This is a genomic window from Bacillus sp. AFS041924, assembly GCF_002577195.1.
Taxonomy (GTDB): Bacteria; Bacillota; Bacilli; order Bacillales; family Bacillaceae_G; genus Gottfriedia.
In genome coordinates this window covers 1-17,687 of sequence record NZ_NULG01000089.1, presented here as the reverse complement: position 1 = coordinate 17,687, position 17,687 = coordinate 1, and the positions used below count along the sequence as shown (strand labels likewise).

Sequence of the window (17,687 nt, the reverse complement as noted above, 5' to 3'; positions counted from 1 at the left end):
TCCCGCATTTCCCATAGGAGTCTTCGCGCCTTCCATATCAATTAGTCGCGAATTTGACTAAAATCAACAATTAATATTAACAAAGCCTAAAAACAAGAAGTTTACTTATAAATTAATAATTAAAATTGTTCTTCAAACAACTCAAATTTGCTATTAAAGAAAATAAATTATTACTAATGAAATATACCATCAAAATTTATCTTCAACATAAATGAAGAACTATAAACGAATATTATGCAGTTTAACCTAAAAAAAAAGATTCTATAAGAGAAGAATATATAGGGATTAAACCTTTCTTCCACCTACTAAATGATGTTACCACTTTTTTGAATGAGCAAAACTGTAAAATACTGAGTAAATCCCTTACAAAACAACTCTAAAAAAGCCCAATAACCGAGATTGGTTATTGGGCCTTCTTCAAGAAATCAATTTGTTTCGTCAGTCGTCCATACGTAAAACAGCCATAAACGCTTCTTGTGGAACCTCAACAGATCCAACAGCTTTCATTCGCTTTTTACCTTCTTTTTGCTTATCTAATAGCTTACGTTTACGAGAGATATCCCCACCGTAACATTTTGCTAATACGTTTTTACCCATAGATTTGATTGTTGAACGAGCAACAATTTTTTGTCCGATTGCCGCTTGAACCGGTACTTCGAACTGTTGTCTTGGGATAAGTTCTTTTAGTTTTTCAACGATAAGTTTACCACGATCGTAAGCAGCATCTCTATGAACGATGAATGATAGAGCATCTACTTGCTCACCATTTAATAAAATATCCATTTTTACAAGTTTAGATGCTTTATATCCAATTAATTCATAGTCAAATGAAGCATAGCCTTTTGTACTTGATTTTAATTGATCAAAGAAATCATAAACAATTTCTGATAATGGAATTTCATATGTTAATGTCACACGATTTGCATCTAAATATTGCATATCAATAAAGTTACCGCGTTTCTTTTGGCAAAGCTCCATGATTGCTCCAACAAAGTCATTTGGAACCATTATTTTTGCTTTTACATAAGGCTCTTCCACTCGATCAATTGATTGAGGGTCAGGCATATGTGCCGGGTTATCAACTGTAATCATTTCGCCCTTTGTTGTGTAAACACTATAAATAACACTTGGTGCTGTAGTAATTAGATCGATTTTGAATTCACGTTCAATACGCTCTTGAATGATTTCCATGTGTAGTAATCCTAAGAATCCACAACGGAATCCGAAGCCTAATGCTTGTGATGTTTCTGCTTCAAATTGAAGTGCTGCATCATTTAATTGAAGCTTTTCAAGTGCATCACGTAAATCATTGTATTTAGAAGTATCGATTGGATATAATCCACAGAATACCATTGGATTTAATTTACGATAACCTGGTAGTGGCTCAGTTGCTGGGTTTTCAGCAAGTGTAATTGTATCACCGACACGAGTATCTCCAACGTTCTTAATAGAAGCTGTTAAGAAACCTACGTCACCTACAGTTAATTCATCTCTTTGAGTAGTACGAGGAGTAAATACGCCTGCTTCAACTACTTCGAATTCTTTACCTGTAGCCATCATTCTAATTTTTTGTCCAACTTTTACTGTACCTTCAACGATTCGAATATAAGCTACAACCCCGCGATATGGATCGAATAATGAATCGAAAATAAGTGCTTTTAAAGGTGCATCTGGATCACCTGTTGGAGCTGGTACTTTCTCTACGATTTGTTCAAGAATTTCTTCGATTCCGATTCCTGCTTTAGCAGAAGCTAATACCGCTTCAGAAGCATCTAAACCAATTACGTCTTCAACTTCTTGCCTTACACGTTCAGGCTCTGCACTTGGTAAATCGATTTTATTAATAACTGGTAAAATTTCCAAATCATTATCTAATGCTAAATAAACGTTCGCCAAAGTTTGAGCTTCGATACCTTGTGCAGCATCAACTACAAGAATTGCGCCTTCGCAAGCTGCTAAACTACGTGAAACCTCATAAGTGAAGTCGACATGTCCAGGTGTATCGATTAGGTGAAGAATATATTCTTCTCCATTCTTTGCTTTATATTGTAATTGCACAGCATTTAATTTTATGGTAATTCCACGTTCACGTTCTAAATCCATTGAGTCTAATAGCTGAGACTTCATCTCACGCTGAGTTAATGCATTTGTTTTCTCAAGAATTCTATCTGCTAATGTAGATTTTCCATGGTCAATGTGTGCGATGATTGAAAAGTTTCTAATTCTCTTTTGTCTTTCTGATCTTGACTCTTTATTCATTTCATCACTCCTAAATTTCTCGACAGCATAGATAGTTTTGATTATATCAAAAATATAGGGAAATATTCAATCTCTATTAGCAGTATATGTCGAATGAAGTTTAGAAGGTCTAATTAAAGCTATCAATTAAAGAAGGTATTTTTTCAACAATCTTAATCCCTTTTTCAGTTACATAAGTAACAAAATGAGAAAGTCCTTTACCAACAACTGTAAAGTAATTAAATGCCCCTAATCTTTCTAAATGATCTTCTCTAACTGCTAGTCCTTCTTTCGTGTAATCTTTTCCAAATAGTACAGGACCAGCCATCCCATCCTCTTTTGAAATTTTTACCACATCGTTGACATGATAATAATCAGTCGACGTAACTTTACTTATTCCGTCCTTTGCAACTTGCATACAAGTTATGATTGTTATTGAAAAAATAATGATTAGAGTAAAATACCGAATTAAATATTTCATTGGTTTCTCCTCACTTATGAAATATTAATGAGTATATGAGCCAATATTGTCCTGATTAATTTTAGAATGTAGTGCAGCGTTCATACCGCCAGCAATTATATTTGCCATATCCTCAATAAATGTATCCACTTCTTTTGGTGTAACCATTAAGTTATGACCAAGTGGAGACAGTACTTCATGGATTAGTTTTCGTTTTTCATCTTCTTCAAGTGTTCCTACAATCCCCATAAATGCCATTCGTTCCTTTTCGCCAGGCATATCTTCGTCTGTATACTTCTTCTTTTCTCCAAATGCCATTCCTGAAGGGATTAGCGCTTTTGCAGGCTTGTCTCCTTCTTTTATTTCTCGGCCAAAATGTTTTAAAATGTAGTCAATTGTATCACTTGTAATTGCAACCGCATCAACAACGGTCGGAACACCTATAGCAATTACGGGAATACCTAATGTTTCCTTACTCAATTCCTTACGTTTATTACCAATACCAGATCCTGGATGAATACCATTGTCAGTTATTTGAATTGTTGTATTAACTCGTTCAATAGACCTTGCCGCGAGTGCATCAATTGCGATCACGAAATCTGGTTTTACTTTATCAATAACTCCAGAAATAATATCGCTTGTTTCAATACCTGTAATCCCCATTACACCAGGAGATAAAGCACAAACTGGACGATAACCATCTTGAACACTTTCAGGCTGCAATTCAAAAAGATGTTTAGTAACAACTAAATTTTCAACGACCATTGGTCCAAGTGCATCAGGAGTAACATTCCAGTTCCCTAATCCAACAACTAAACATGTTTGATCTTCTGTAATACCTAAATTCTTAAGGAAAGCCGAAAACTCGTTTGCAAAAGTTTTTTCAACCTTCTCTTGAAGTTCAGTATCTTGCTCACGTATTCCTTGAACTTGTAGCGTTAAATAACTCCCTGGCTTCTTACCAATTCTTTCAGATGCAGATTCTTTAATATGAACATGAGTAATACTCACACCTTCGACTTCACGTTCTTTTACGATCACGCCGGTAATTTCTTCCTTTGTCTGTTCACGTTCCTCAAGCATCTCTTTTGCTTCTACTGCTAAATCTGTTCGAACACTATATTGACTTAAATCTAACTCACTCATTTATCTAGCCTCCACAATACTCATCGAAATTTAACAAGTCTTTTCTTAACTAGTTTAGCTAGATGTTACCATTTCTAAACGAGTAGTTTATTTTTCTTTTAAAAAGGCGAAAATAGCTTTATGAATTTCTATTGCCAAATGGGACTTGTTTTGATAAAATAAGTTTTGTTCTATTTGTATTCGAGGGCAAATTTCTCGACTGCATTCGGGAGGTGAAAGGTATGCCAAATATTAAATCAGCTATTAAACGTGTAAAAACAGCTGAGGCTCATCGTGCTCACAACGCATCTCTTAAATCAGAAATGCGTACTGCTGTGAAAACTGTTGAAGCTTTAGTTACTAATAACGAAACTGAAAAAGCGCAAGAAGCTTTATTAACTGCTTCTAAAAAATTAGATAAAGCTGCTAACAGCAATCTAATCCACAAAAACGCTGCTTCACGTCAAAAGTCTCGTTTAGCTAAAAAAGTTAACGCTATGAACGCGTAATGAATTAAATGGTGTCTCATTTGAGACACCATTTTTTCGTACAAATTAATATGCAATGCTCATAGAAAAAGCTTATTACATTCTTCCAACATAAACTCCATATCATCTATTGCATCTTTTCTTCTTTTAAAAACTGATTTGTAAAGTTACTTTTTATTGTCAGTTCGTAAGCTCAACGACTCAATACAATAGTATATAAGTATGTGTTCAATACACGATTTAAATCGTTAGGAATTTCCTTCATTTACCAATCCTCCAAAAAACTTTTACTTTTAAGAAATCTGTCCATTACATAAAACAACAGTCCAATTTATTTGGTAAATTGGACGTGCTTGATGAATTTGCTATTTTTTTGTTTAAATAAACGATTGGTTTTAATTATTTAACTGCAGAATTAACATTTCAAGGATCAAAATTTTATCTCCTTGACCAGTCTTCATTTTATAATCAACTTCAGCAATTAATCTTATCGCTTCTTTCAATTCACTTACCTTAAAGTTATTCGCTTGCTTTTGTCCATAAAACACTCTCCCAGGTGATACACCCACTGAAGAAGCGATCTGATTATTTGAATATCCACTACTTGATAATTGTTTTATTCCGTACAATAATCTAAACTGACTTGCTAACAATGCAACAATCTTTATCGGTTCTTCCCCTATAAATAATAATTCATGAAGAATTTTAAGCGCTTCAGTTGTTTGTCTTACTGCTGTTTTTTCGATAAGTGCAAAAACGTTTTGTTCGATTGTTTTTGCTACCATCAATTCCACTAGCTCTGCATCAACTTCTCCTTCATTACCGACAAATAATTGTAGCTTCTCGCATTCAAGTTTTAAGATCGATAAATTATTACCAACAAGTAACTTTAATTTTTCAATTGCATCCTTTGTAATCGTTACGCTTCCAGCGAACTGTTCTTTAATCCAACCGTCCAGATTACTCGTTTCAACAGGATGGCATTCAATTAGCTCTACTTGTTTTTTTAACGCTTTAGTTACTTTTTTTCTTTCGTCTAACTTTTCATAAGGGGCAACAAAAACAACAGTAGTAAAAGGAGAAGGATTTTCAATATAATCAAATAATGGCTCTATATCTTGTACGATTTTTTCTTTTTGGGCTGTTAAAAACACACATGATTTAATTATGACGACTTTATTTCCACCAAAAAAAGACGGTGTTTGAGCATCCTCAAGTGCCTCACTTAAATAAGCCTCCTTTAAATCATATGTTTGATAGTTAAAATCATCTATTTCAACTTGTAAAGCTGCTTTCACGATTAAGTTTTCCGCTTCTTGAAGTAAAAAATCTTCAGTACCTACCAATAAATACATTGGTGATACACTCTTTTTCAATTTTTTATGTAAATCTTTAATCATGTTTTGCTCCTCTACACTAATTTTCTTAGTATAGTATAACATGTCCTACATGAGAAGGAAGAGATTAGTAAATACTAATCTCTAATTTATATTAACGTTTTAAATAAAGACCCGGTTTCTTCATTTAAAACGGTATAACTAAACAAACATACTATGGATTTTTTAGTTATATTGCTTTATACTAAAATTGAATTAGGAGGGGTTATTTGTGAATACATTTGAAAAAAATGTTCAAAGCAAACGTAATGATGCAATAGATTCAGGCGTTGGCTTTGGTGTTTCATTTGGTTTCTTCGCTATTCTCTTTATCATCGCAACAATTGTGGAGTTTGTTGCACGATAATACATAGAATCAAATGATGGGACTGCCTCGGCAGTCTTTTTTTAATTTCCTTCTTCATTTCTTTCTTTTGTTTTACGGTATGCTTTAAATGTATAAATGGTACCTTGTCCACCTTTATATTCATAAATTATTGCACCATGTTGATCCGTACGTAAAATTTTCACCTTGTACTTTTTTAATCGATTAAGTACTTCTAGCTTTGGGTGACCATATGTATTTTTTGCTCCAACAGATATAATACCAATTTTAGGTGAGACTGCTTTAATGAAGTTCTCGGAAGTAGATGTATTACTCCCGTGATGTCCTATTTTCAAAATATCTGCCTTTAAATTGTGATATTTGTTGATTAGCCGAGTTTCTCCACTTTCATCTAAATCACCTGAAAAAATCCAATTCTTCCCACCAATCTTTGACCATAAAACGATTGATCCATGGTTCTCCTCACCCTTGTAGTCCTTAATTGGTGAAATAAATTGAAAATGATTCCGACCAATATTCCAACTCATTCCTTCGCTCATCTTTTTAATCTCTACTCCCTTTTTTACTGCTATACTGATCCGTTCTGCTTCTGCTGGCGTGAATTCCACCTTGTCACCTACGATTAATTGTTTTACTGGAAATGATTGTAGTACCTCCTTTCCACCTCCAATATGGTCGATGTCTCCATGTGTAAATATTAATTTATCTACTTCACTTATCCCTTCTCCTTTTAAAATTGGTATTAATATATCTTCACCTGTAGAAAATTGATTTTTACGCTTCATCCACGATTCTTCATTTCCAGATAACTTTCCACCCGTATCAATTACATAATTACCTCTATTAAAAGGCAATTTTATAAGTATACAGTCTCCTTGCCCTACATCAATAAACATAATCTTTCCAACAGGGTTAATAAATGGATAAAATAAGTGACCGGTCATAAGAATGAAAAATCCGATAAAGCAATAAATAGTTAATTTCTTCTCTTTCTTATTTTCCATAAAGTATAAAATAAAAAATATTAGTACTACATATAAAGAAAGAATTCCTCCTGAAGGATGTATAAAGATCAATTTAATAAATGGTAATTGCATGCAAATACTCAGTAATTGATCTGAAATATTAATAAAGAACATTAAAACTAATGCTAAATATTCGCTTATTTCTAGATTAATGAAACTTAAGCTAAAACAAATTATACATAGTGGCATTATAATAAAACTTATGAAAGGGATGAAAAGTAAGTTGATTAAAATACTGTAAGGGGATAATTCGTGAAAATTAAAAAGCAAGATCGGAATTGATACTAATTGAGTAATGCTTGAAGTAAAGAGTCCTTTTGCATACCAAGAACTATAATATAAAATTTGATCTGAACATAAAACTAGTACAAAAGTCGTCACAAATGAAAATTGAAATCCAATATCATCTATATAATTTGGTTTTAAAAGCAACATAATTATACAGGAAATGAATAAAAGCGAAGCAATATCTACTTTCTTTTTCGCTAATTTGAATAAGCCAACTAGAACTCCAATAATAACTGCCCGTACAACAGAGGCTGAGGCACCTGCTAAAAAACCATAAGTTATAATACAAATAATCGTTATTAAAAGACTAGTTTCCTTCGTTACACCAATTCGAATTAACAAAAAATATACACCCAGACTTAATAAACTAATATGAGAACCACTAATTGCAAGTAAATGGACAATTCCTACTACTTGATATTGAGATTCTACGTTTGCATCCATTTTTAAACGATCTCCAAATAATAGCGCATTAATATATCCTTCTGTATTGGAATTAAAATTATCCTCAACATATTTAGTTAAAGCATGCCGACTATATATTATTGATTCAAGAATTGATCGACTTCCATTATTACAATTCATTAAACTATGTTGATTAGCAGTAATAACCCAATGAATATCTTGATTTAATAAATATTTCTTGTAGTTAAATAAGTATGGATTCGAATTTGCTAAAGGCAGTGTAACCTCACCGTTAACTTCGCATACCTCGCCTATTTTTCTTTTTTGAAATATCTTTAATTGTTCTTTGGAATTTGCAAAACTATTTAATAATATTTTTTGATTATGAAGTTTAATGATAAAAGAAACTTTATTTCCATCTATAATTGGGTTCGTGATAATTGCACCACGAACAGTTTGAGAAGGCTTTGGTTTAGGAGAATTCTTCTTATTGTTTTGAAAGATACATATACTTGAAGTAATAAAAATCGTGATGATACAAATAAATATAAGTGGCCATTTTTTCTTCATTATTAAAAATATCAAAAGAATTAGAAGAATTAATAAAAATAATAAATTATACCGATTAAAAAAGACGATCGTTATAATTTGCACTAAAACAATATATGCTAGGTAAATACTCATAATAATTTAGCGAATTATTATAAATGGAGTCATTTGTTCAAGCGATTTCTTCCCGATCCCATTTACGTCATCTAATTGCTCAACTGATGTAAAAGGACCATTATTTTCAATATAATCTAATATATTTTTTGCTTTTGTTGGTCCGACTCCAGGTATTTTTTCCAATTCTGATTGTGATGCATGATTTATATCGATTTTCTCATTTTCAATAGACTCATCCTCCTTATTAAAACTAATTTGATCCATTTCTTCACCAAAAAATGGAACATAAATGACCATCTCATCAACTATTTTTTCAGCTAAATTTACTTTATTTACATCCGCCTTGTCGGAAAACCCTCCCGCCAATCTAATCGCATCAAAAACACGTTCACCTTCTTTACATTGGATTACACCTGGTTTTTGAATTGCTCCTTTTACATCAACCATGAATACTTTTGATTTAACGGGAGTACTGGATTCCTTTATATCTTCATCTTTTTTTTCTACTATTTCTTCAGATGATTGCTTAGCAAAAGCCACCTCATTTTTCTGTTTTGTTTGATAAAAATTTACAACTAGAATACCGACAATTATTAGACAAAACCAAACTAATTTATTATGGATTAACTTTTTCATTATTCGTCCTCCGTTTTAACTTATATCATTATTTTCTACCTTGCTTCATATAGTGTAGGAGAGAATGTATGCAAAGGAAGGGATGTACTCATGAACGTAGGCATCATAGGTACAGGAAATATGGGCACCATTTTGCTGAATGGATTTATAAAATCACTTGCCGTGAAGCCCTCCGAATTAACGGTTACAAATCGTTCAATGTATAAAGCTTATGAGCTAAAAAATATATATCCTGATTTGAATGTTGTTGAGACAGCAAAAGACGTAATTTCCGCTTCAGATATTGTAATTGTGTGTGTAAAACCATTAGAAATTCAGCCGCTCCTTTCATCTTTACAAAAATATTTCACTAAAAAACATTGTGTTATATCGATTACTAGCCCAATTAATGTTGAACAATTAGAAGCCATTTTGCCTTGTCAGATTGCACGCGTCATTCCAAGTATTACGAATCAAGCATTGAGTGGTGTAACTTTAGTTAATTTCGGAAAAAGGTGTACGGCCAAAAGTAAAGAGCAAATTATCGAGCTTTTTTCGAACATTTCTAAACCAGTTATGATTACCGAAGATATCACAAGAGTTTCATCGGATATCGCAAGCTGCGGACCTGCATTTTTTAGTTACTTATTACAAAAATTTATTGATGCGGCCGTTTGCCAAACTTCAATTTCGAAAGAGCAAGCAACAATTTTAGCAGAAGAAATGATCATTGGATTTGGAAAACTTATTGAACAAAAACATTTCACTCTGGAAACACTTCAAGAAAAGGTATGTGTAAAAGGCGGAATTACCGGTGAAGGAATAAAAGTACTTGAAGCAAGAGTTGGAGATTTGTTTGAAGAAATCTTTGAAAAAACACATGATAAGTTTGATAAAGAAATTGAACGTGTAAAGGAACAATTTTGATTAACCTATAGTTTATTGTATCGTTTTATTCAAATCGTAACAAAGTTACAAATTTTTATTTTATACGTTTAATAAAGAAAAAAACCCTTTAAGAAAAGGTATTTTCTTTAAAGGGTTTTTTATTTTTTCATTGCAATAAAAAAGATTCGTTCAGACGTCTCATCTACGGTCTCATCAAAATCAGCTATAATTTCCTTTACTTCAAATCCAGCATCATTTAGCAATGATTTATAAGTATCGATTGGAAATGTTCTTTGATTGTGATATTCCTCAAAACGTTCATATAAATCACTATCTTCATCTTTCATAAAGAACACTAAATCATGTTCAACACTTAATGGTTCTTCTCCTTGTGTACAAGACCATACTAAGCTTAGTTCAGCATCGTCAATGAAAAATGTCTCCTCACCAAAGATTTCTTCAATTTTATAAGGAGAATGTACATCAAATAAAAATAAACCATTGTCCTTTAAACTCTCATATACATTGTTAAAGGTTTGTTTTACTTGATCTACTGTTTCCAAATAATTAAGTGAGTCACAGAAAATTGTTATACAATCTAATTGATCAAATCCTTCTAATTCAACCATATTTTGTTGAAAAAAAGGAATATTTACTTTTTCCTGCTCAGCTTTTGCCATTGCAACACTTAACATTTCCTCAGATAAATCAACCCCACTAACTGAATAGTTCATTTTTGATAACAAAATAGGAAACGTACCTGTACCGCATCCTATATCTAAAATTGAAGGCTGATGCATTTCGTATTTTTGAAATTTATCATTTAAGAATTGAACCCATCTTTCATAAGGAACGTCATTCATTAATTGATCATACAAATACGCGAAGCGATTGTATGTCATGAAAGAAGCTCTCCGTAAGCATCAAGAGATGGTGCATCCCCCCAAAGTTTTTCTAAGTTGTAATAGCTTCTTTCATCGCGATGGAAAATATGAACAACAACGTCACCAATGTCTACTAAAACCCAACGAGCTTCGTCAAATCCTTCTAAACGTTTAACATCCATTCCATTTTGATGTGCTTGGTCTTTCACTTCTCTTGCGATAGCCTGTACTTGCTTATCTGAATTACCGTGGCAAATAATGAAATAATCAGCAATTGCAGAGATTCCTTTCATTTCTAATACAACTAAATCTTCAGCTTTTTTATCATCAGCAGCTTTTACAGCTAGCATCATTAATTCTTTTTCATTCATTCTTATTATTCCCCCTGGCTTTTAACTTGCTTTAATATTGAGTTATATGTTTTAACCGTTAATGGGTATACTGTTTGTTCTTTATCGATCAAAAATGTAATTGTATTTTTTAATGCAAATAATAAAGCTTGATCTAAATTCTGATCCGCTAATTCACGTGCTTCCTCTACACCAGGAAAACTACGATTAGGTTCTATATAATCTGCTACATAAATTATTTTATCTAATAAATTCATCTCTTGATGTCCACTTGTATGGTATGTGATTGCTTGTAATATTTCTTGATCATCAATTCCATATTCATGTTCAGTAAGAAATGCACCAACAGGAGCATGCCATAGTTCTTTATTATACTTTAAAAGCTTTAATGAAAGATTGTTTTCTTCCATTATTGATTTTAATTCTTTAATCGGCATGCATTTTGCGACATCATGGAAAATTGCAGCGAGTTCTGCTTTTTTTACATCCGCACCGTACTTTTCGGCAAGTCTAACTGCAGTTTCCATTACACCAATAGTATGTGTAAAACGCCCGTTCGTTAGTTTTTCTTTTACAAGTGAAAGTGCTTTTTGTTTATCCAATACTCCGCTTCTCCTCTAATTAACGGTATTTAACATTTTAAGGTAGTACGATTGTTTTATTTTCTTCAGACTCTTTATATAAAACAATTGTGTGTCCGATTACTTGTACTAGCTCAGAATTTGTCCCTTCTACTAGCTGATCTGCTACATCATAACGATCATCATCACAATTTTGTAAAATACTTACTTTTAAAAGTTCTCTAACTTCCAGCGCTTCTGAAATTTGCTTAACCATATTTTCATTAACTCCACCTTTACCTACTTGAAAAATAGGGTTTAAGTGATGAGCTTTAGAACGTAAAAATCTTTTTTGTTTACCTGTTAACATTTTGTTCCTCCAAGTTTTCTTTCTAGTAATGAATATGCATCAATTGTATTAGGAAAAATTCCAGTCCACTCTTGAAATGCTAATGCTCCTTGATAAATAAACATCGGTAGTCCATTTTGTATCGTTACATTTCTTTGTTCAGCTTCTTTTAAGAATACTGTTTTAAATGGGCTATATATCAGATCCGATACAATTGCATTTGGTGATAAATTAGTTAGTGCTAACGGAGTGCTATTTTCATTAGGTTTCATCCCAACAGAAGTTGTTTGAATGATCAAAGAAAAGTTGCTTAAACTAGCTTCAGCATCTGAAATTGACATACTATTAACTTCATTCATCAGCTTGCCATCTAGTAAATCGTTCACTTTTTCTACTGTCCGATTTGCAACTGTAATCTGCTTAACACCTAAGTGAAGTAAGCTATAAAGAATTGCTCTAGCAGCGCCGCCTGCACCAATGATTAAAATATTTTCTTCTTCTATCGGTTTTTCCAAAACATATGATAAACCTCTAATATATCCCATACCATCAGTATTTTTACCATATAGTTTTCCATTTTTATTGATAACTGTATTAACAGCTCCAATTGCTTTTGCTAATGGATCAATTTCATCTAAATACTGCATTATTTCTACTTTTAGTGGTGCTGTAACATTAAATCCTTTAACAGTTGAACGAAATTCTGTTATAACTGATTTTAATTCTGTTATCCCAACTTCTTTTGCAGAATAGTGACCTGAAATATGATTAGAGAGAAACCATTCATTATGCATAGTTGGTGACATTGAATGACCAATCGGCTGACCGATTACATAGTATTGGTCTTTCATTTCTCCCGCCCCCAAAAATTATTCTTATATAATAGAATTACGTAGAGTTATAGCTACACCTTTTGGTACATAAGCAACGACTTTAGCACCCGGTTCATTCACAGTAATCCATCCTAATCCTGAATATACTATATCAGTTTTAGCGTCTTTTATCATATATTCATGCTTTACTAATTTAGGCAACTCATTTATTTGTTCACCATATGGTGGAACTAATAATTCTCCAGCTTGTCTTTCGTACAAATCATCTGCATTTTCTTGTTTTGTACGGTGAATTGCTAAATCATTTGAGAAGTGACAAGTGAAAGAACGTCTTCCACCTTCAAGGTAATCAAAACGTGCTAATCCACCAAAGAATAATGTTTGCCCTTCATTTAATTGATAAATCATAGGTTTAATTTCTTTTTTCGGTGTAATTATTTTTAAACCTTTTTTATCAACAAAGTGAGCCATTTGATGATGATTAATAATTCCAGGTGTGTCGATTAAATCACTCTGATCGTCAAGTGGAATTTGAATTAAGTCAAGTGTAGTTCCTGGAAAATGAGATGTCGTAATGATATTATTACTTTCTTCACTATAACGTTTAATCATTGTGTTAATAAACGTTGATTTTCCAACATTTGTACAACCTACTACGTATACATCTTTACCTTCACGATGCTTTTCAATACTTTCAGCTAATTCGTCAATACCAGTGCCTTTCACAGCACTTATTAAATGAACACCTGCAGGCTTAAGTCCCCAACGTTTTGCTGTTCCGCTCATCCATTGAGTAAGCTTATTTTTCTTAACTGACTTCGGAATTAAATCTGCCTTATTTCCAACTAATAAAATTTTGTTGTTTCCAACGAAACGATTTAGACCATTTAACCAACTACCCGAAAAATCAAAAACATCAACTACTTTTATAACAAGACAGTCTTTTGACCCAATTCCATTTAAAATACGAATAAAGTCAGAGTCAGTTAACTCAACATCTTGAATCTCATTATAGTTTTTTAAACGGAAACAACGTTGGCAAATAATCTCTTCTTTTTCTAATGAAGATGGAGGTGCATATCCAAGCTTTTCTTTATCCACTGTTTGAATTTCAACCCCACAACCGATACATCTTATTTCAGTATTACTCACTTTTTATCCTCCCATTGTAGCAATCCTTGCTTTCTTAAAGATGATAGAATTCTACGTTCTACCATTCGATTAAACCTTGTCCAAATTCCATCTGTACTTGCAACTGGAACAACTAAAATTGTGTGAATCCCTTGACGATTACCTCCAAATACATCTGTTAGCAATTGATCGCCAATCATTACAACTTCATTTGGATTTAAATTCATTTGTTTATATGCTTTTTTATATGATGTAGCAAGTGGCTTACGCGCACGATGAATAAATGGAATACCTAAAGGATCGCAAAACTTTCCAACTCGCTCTGCATTGTTATTCGATACAACTGTTATTTTAATCCCAGCATCATCCATGCTTTTGAACCATTTTGTTAATTCAGGAGTCGCTAATGGACGGTCCCATTCTACTAATGTATTATCTAAATCCGTAATAATCCCTTTTATTCCCAAGCCTTTAAGATGCTCAGGCGTAATTGCATAAACATTATTAACAGTTTCACTCGGTAAAAATTTATTAAACATTATTACACCTCATATATTCTTAAAATCGTTCGACAAATAACTACAATCATTTTTACTGTGGATAAATCTATACACATTATCCTTAGTCCTATACCGTACTTTTTCAGTAAATATAAACAAATTACCCACAACTTATCCACCTATTTCTGTGGATAAACGAACGATTGTTCTATTTTTAAAAATTTGATACATTAAGTTTACAAAGAAATTAAAAAAATTCTAATCACTCGGAGGTGACGCCCAACCGGGCAAATAATTATGTACAAATTAAATGATGAGTTGTTACTTGAGTCGTACAAAAAAGCTCTTGGTTTACAGCTTGATCCTGCCTTCATTTATTTAATTGAAAAAGAAATTAAACGAAGAGGTCTTGATTTCTATATAAAAAAAACATCTTAAGCATTTTTATTATTTTCAATATACGCAAATAATACAAGTGAAATTAAAATACAAGCACTCTTTACAATAACAGAAAAAGAACCATCTTTCTATACGATGGCCCTCATTTCGTGAAAAAAAGTGCATACTTTATTTATTTTTTAGTGTAATTTACCAAGATTTTGACCAACACTTATTGCTTGTCCTGGCTGAAGCTGCTCATTTGGTGTAAAACTATTTGCTTCAAAAAGTAAAACAACTGTCGAACCAAAAGAAAAATAACCTACTTCTTCACCTTTTTTTAAGTGCTTTTCTTTTTTCGTTACTACGATTGTATTAACAAACATTGCACCAACTTTAATCATTGCGATATGTTTCTTATTTTCAGTGCATAATACTTCTGAAATAACACGATAATTTTTTGAAAGTGGATCCTTACCATATGTCAGTCCCGCTTTATTAACGGGATAAGATTTAGCACCTAATTCAAATTGTGAAACAACTTCACCTTCAATTGGACTATGTATTCGATGATAATGGCTTGGGCTTAAGTACAACACCATATAATAACCCTCATCATATTTATCTGCCATTTCTTTTGAACCCAACATCTCAATAATGCTATAGGTCTTCCCTTTTACGACAAATTTAATATCCATTTCAATTTTCCCACATGATTCTAACACACCATCTACTGGACAAGCTAATTCACTTTCACCAGCATGAAGCGGTCTAGCATTTTGCTTTAATTCTCTTGTAAAAAGTGCATGTAAAGTCGGAAAAGAAATATCTTTGCTCTCATCCATATTTAAATTAAATGCTTTAATATATGGCCTAATAAACACTCTACTCAATCTAGATGTAGCAAATCTACGCAATAAACCAGAAGTAAAACGATTATTCGTCAACTCTATAAACAAACGATAAAAACTCTGTTTCATCTATGTACTCCTAACTAAACTATATATTTAAATTTATAACATATTATTCCAAAACTAACAAAACCAAAAACCGTCTCGAACCCAATATTTTAAATTGTATTGAACTGCTTGTTGACTTTTTCTTGCTTTTTGAGGAACTTATTCTTGCCCAAGCCCTAATCTCTTGTCACTAACTGTTCACCTAGATTTCACACTGAGTTCACATTAAGCTGATAGAATACTGATGTAATATACATTAGGAGGTTGCCTATGTTGAAAGATCAAAGCTTAGGTGAATGGACTAACACACTTTTAATATATAAATTTGCGTTAGATGAAATCAATACTAAAATTAAAATATTAAACGAAGAATTCACATTAACTCATAATCATAATCCAATTGAACACGTAAAATCACGTTTGAAAAAACCTGATAGTATAATTGAAAAACTTGAACGTAAAGGTTTAGAATTAACTCAGTATAATCTTGAAAATTATATTAATGACATAGCAGGCGTTCGAATTAGCTGTTCATTTATTAGTGATATTTATATGATTTATGAACTGCTAAAGCAACAAGATGATATTCATATTATAGAAGTAAAAGATTATATTAAAAACCCTAAAGCAAATGGTTATAAAAGCTTCCATATGATTATCGAAATACCAATTTTCCTTGCTTCGGAAACAAAAAGAGTAAAAGTAGAAATTCAAATTAGAACCGTTGCAATGGATTTCTGGGCAAGCCTTGAGCACAAGATTTTTTATAAATATAACAAAAAAGTTCCAAAAGAAATAATCGATAGTTTAAATGAAGCTTCCGCAACAGTAAATTCATTAGACTATAAAATGGAGAAGATTAGAGATCAAGTTGAGCAGTTAAATTGAATCAAGTAGGATTAGGAAAAGAAGGTTTATAATCAAAGGAAAGATTTCAGAAATAGATCAGTCCATTTCTGAAATTAAGAAAACAAGGTATTATCTAATTAGCTTGTTTTCAGGGTGTTGAAATATAATAAGTTATATATAAAGTTCTTTTTCACCATTCTAAAAAACAAGGTATCTCACGGTACCTTGTTTTTAGCATGTAATTTTTAGAACTTTTCAAGCCAAAATTATTCAATTAATAAGCAAAACTGAAAGAATAAATACGATTAGAAAGTAACTTATTAAGTATGATGATAAGAACAACAATTGAGTAAAAGTAAATTTAAATAAATTGTTACCTAAACTATCTGAACGCAAATAATTTATTGAGCCAAAAATTAAAATAATTAGAACGAAAACAATAAAACAACTTGAATAGAAAAAGCTGTTTAAATAATAAGTTCCTGTGTAACTAGAAATAATCTCTGCTACCTTATCTAAATTCACATCAACTGCTTTTGATTGAAATACTTGCTCCCACTCTTTTGTAGAATAATAACTTGATAATAGAATTAAAGTTAATCCAAACGTTAAGATTATTAATAATTTTGATTTGTAATAACGTAAACATTCTTGTATTATCACTTATGTCCCTCCAAACTGAACAATTCTCATACCATACTTCAATCATAAAAAGTCATGTGATTAATAAAAGATTAACATATTCTAATAATCTCCTAGTCAAATGAAAGTTACGAAAATTAGAGCATTTTGTGTACTTTTGTTCATATTTTTAAGTCATCTTTTCGTAAATCAAATAATGAATAAAATCTTTCATATATAAATAGCATTGCTCTTTAAATAATTGGCTTTGTTAAAAAAGAATGTTGATTTTCCATACCAGGTACTTCGCTTTCCATCGGGCGTGACTTGAGTTTCCTTGAGCAAGCCTTTAG

20 protein-coding genes are annotated in these 17,687 nt (G+C 32.0%); 5 read left to right on the top strand and 15 right to left on the bottom strand.

Going from position 1 to position 17,687, the window contains the following annotated elements:
- Positions 1 to 438: 438 nt before the first annotated feature.
- From lepA to gpr, 3 genes are all read right to left on the bottom strand, one after another.
- Entirely contained in the window at positions 439 to 2,259 is a 1,821-nt protein-coding gene (gene lepA, locus COC46_RS15915; protein WP_098810821.1) for a translation elongation factor 4, read from the bottom strand.
- A 109-nt stretch (positions 2,260 to 2,368) separates the two neighbouring features.
- A complete protein-coding gene (locus COC46_RS15910; protein WP_098810819.1) occupies positions 2,369 to 2,719 on the bottom strand; it encodes a DUF3679 domain-containing protein in 351 nt (116 codons plus the stop codon).
- A gap of 24 nt (positions 2,720 to 2,743) precedes the next feature.
- Positions 2,744 to 3,844: a GPR endopeptidase gene (gene gpr, locus COC46_RS15905; protein WP_098810818.1), complete on the bottom strand. Its 1,101-nt coding sequence runs from the start codon at positions 3,842 to 3,844 to the stop codon at positions 2,744 to 2,746.
- 221 nt (positions 3,845 to 4,065) lie between these two features.
- On the opposite strand from gpr, the gene rpsT reads away from it, so the two are divergent.
- Complete coding sequence (gene rpsT, locus COC46_RS15900; protein WP_098810817.1) at positions 4,066 to 4,332, top strand: 30S ribosomal protein S20; 267 nt, start codon at positions 4,066 to 4,068, stop codon at positions 4,330 to 4,332.
- A 374-nt stretch (positions 4,333 to 4,706) separates the two neighbouring features.
- Here rpsT and holA read toward each other — a convergent pair whose 3' ends face one another.
- A complete protein-coding gene (gene holA, locus COC46_RS15895; protein WP_176545187.1) occupies positions 4,707 to 5,711 on the bottom strand; it encodes a DNA polymerase III subunit delta in 1,005 nt (334 codons plus the stop codon).
- A gap of 208 nt (positions 5,712 to 5,919) precedes the next feature.
- Here holA and COC46_RS15890 point away from each other — a divergent pair, with 208 nt between their 5' ends.
- Complete coding sequence (locus COC46_RS15890) at positions 5,920 to 6,054, top strand: YqzM family protein (RefSeq protein ID WP_098810813.1); 135 nt, start codon at positions 5,920 to 5,922, stop codon at positions 6,052 to 6,054.
- Between the two features lie 41 nt (positions 6,055 to 6,095).
- Here the strand turns inward: COC46_RS15890 and COC46_RS15885 are convergent, their stop codons facing one another.
- Both COC46_RS15885 and COC46_RS15880 read right to left on the bottom strand, forming a co-directional pair.
- The gene (locus tag COC46_RS15885; RefSeq protein ID WP_098810811.1) at positions 6,096 to 8,435 is read right to left on the bottom strand and encodes a DNA internalization-related competence protein ComEC/Rec2; all 2,340 of its coding nucleotides are present in this window, start codon (positions 8,433 to 8,435) and stop codon (positions 6,096 to 6,098) included.
- Between the two features lie 6 nt (positions 8,436 to 8,441).
- Complete coding sequence (locus COC46_RS15880) at positions 8,442 to 9,053, bottom strand: helix-hairpin-helix domain-containing protein (RefSeq protein ID WP_098810810.1); 612 nt, start codon at positions 9,051 to 9,053, stop codon at positions 8,442 to 8,444.
- A 90-nt stretch (positions 9,054 to 9,143) separates the two neighbouring features.
- On the opposite strand from COC46_RS15880, the gene comER reads away from it, so the two are divergent.
- Positions 9,144 to 9,959 carry a late competence protein ComER gene (comER, locus tag COC46_RS15875; RefSeq protein ID WP_098810809.1) on the top strand — a complete coding sequence of 272 codons (816 nt, stop codon included), beginning with the start codon at positions 9,144 to 9,146 and terminating at the stop codon, positions 9,957 to 9,959.
- A 119-nt stretch (positions 9,960 to 10,078) separates the two neighbouring features.
- Here the strand turns inward: comER and COC46_RS15870 are convergent, their stop codons facing one another.
- The 7 genes from COC46_RS15870 to COC46_RS15840 are packed head-to-tail and all read right to left on the bottom strand — an operon-like array spanning position 10,079 to position 14,566.
- Entirely contained in the window at positions 10,079 to 10,822 is a 744-nt protein-coding gene (locus COC46_RS15870; RefSeq protein WP_098810807.1) for a class I SAM-dependent DNA methyltransferase, read from the bottom strand.
- Positions 10,819 to 11,175 carry a ribosome silencing factor gene (rsfS, locus tag COC46_RS15865; protein WP_098810805.1) on the bottom strand — a complete coding sequence of 119 codons (357 nt, stop codon included), beginning with the start codon at positions 11,173 to 11,175 and terminating at the stop codon, positions 10,819 to 10,821. The genes COC46_RS15870 and rsfS overlap by 4 nt, the downstream gene beginning before the upstream one ends.
- Before the next feature lie 5 nt (positions 11,176 to 11,180).
- Positions 11,181 to 11,756, bottom strand: a complete 576-nt coding sequence (gene yqeK, locus COC46_RS15860; protein WP_098810803.1) for a bis(5'-nucleosyl)-tetraphosphatase (symmetrical) YqeK — start codon at positions 11,754 to 11,756, stop codon at positions 11,181 to 11,183.
- Positions 11,757 to 11,793: 37 nt separating this feature from the next.
- Positions 11,794 to 12,084, bottom strand: a complete 291-nt coding sequence (gene yhbY / locus COC46_RS15855) for a ribosome assembly RNA-binding protein YhbY (protein ID WP_098810801.1) — start codon at positions 12,082 to 12,084, stop codon at positions 11,794 to 11,796.
- On the bottom strand, positions 12,078 to 12,914 hold the full coding sequence (aroE, locus tag COC46_RS15850) for a shikimate dehydrogenase (RefSeq protein WP_098810799.1): 837 nt from the start codon (positions 12,912 to 12,914) through the stop codon (positions 12,078 to 12,080). The genes yhbY and aroE overlap by 7 nt, the downstream gene beginning before the upstream one ends.
- 24 nt (positions 12,915 to 12,938) lie before the next feature.
- Positions 12,939 to 14,048, bottom strand: coding sequence for a ribosome biogenesis GTPase YqeH (yqeH, locus tag COC46_RS15845; protein ID WP_098810797.1), 1,110 nt, complete (start codon positions 14,046 to 14,048; stop codon positions 12,939 to 12,941).
- Entirely contained in the window at positions 14,045 to 14,566 is a 522-nt protein-coding gene (locus COC46_RS15840) for a YqeG family HAD IIIA-type phosphatase (RefSeq protein ID WP_098810794.1), read from the bottom strand. Before COC46_RS15840 ends, yqeH begins: the two co-directional genes overlap by 4 nt.
- A gap of 258 nt (positions 14,567 to 14,824) precedes the next feature.
- Between COC46_RS15840 and sda the strand changes: the two genes are divergently transcribed.
- On the top strand, positions 14,825 to 14,965 hold the full coding sequence (gene sda / locus COC46_RS15835; protein WP_056473113.1) for a sporulation histidine kinase inhibitor Sda: 141 nt from the start codon (positions 14,825 to 14,827) through the stop codon (positions 14,963 to 14,965).
- A 140-nt stretch (positions 14,966 to 15,105) separates the two neighbouring features.
- Here sda and COC46_RS15830 read toward each other — a convergent pair whose 3' ends face one another.
- The gene (locus tag COC46_RS15830) at positions 15,106 to 15,885 is read right to left on the bottom strand and encodes a phosphatidylserine decarboxylase (RefSeq protein WP_098810792.1); all 780 of its coding nucleotides are present in this window, start codon (positions 15,883 to 15,885) and stop codon (positions 15,106 to 15,108) included.
- Positions 15,886 to 16,134: 249 nt separating this feature from the next.
- On the opposite strand from COC46_RS15830, the gene COC46_RS15825 reads away from it, so the two are divergent.
- A complete protein-coding gene (locus tag COC46_RS15825) occupies positions 16,135 to 16,752 on the top strand; it encodes a GTP pyrophosphokinase (RefSeq protein WP_098810790.1) in 618 nt (205 codons plus the stop codon).
- A 231-nt stretch (positions 16,753 to 16,983) separates the two neighbouring features.
- Here the strand turns inward: COC46_RS15825 and COC46_RS15820 are convergent, their stop codons facing one another.
- Positions 16,984 to 17,376: a hypothetical protein gene (locus COC46_RS15820; RefSeq protein ID WP_098810788.1), complete on the bottom strand. Its 393-nt coding sequence runs from the start codon at positions 17,374 to 17,376 to the stop codon at positions 16,984 to 16,986.
- Between the last annotated feature and the right edge of the window lie 311 nt (positions 17,377 to 17,687).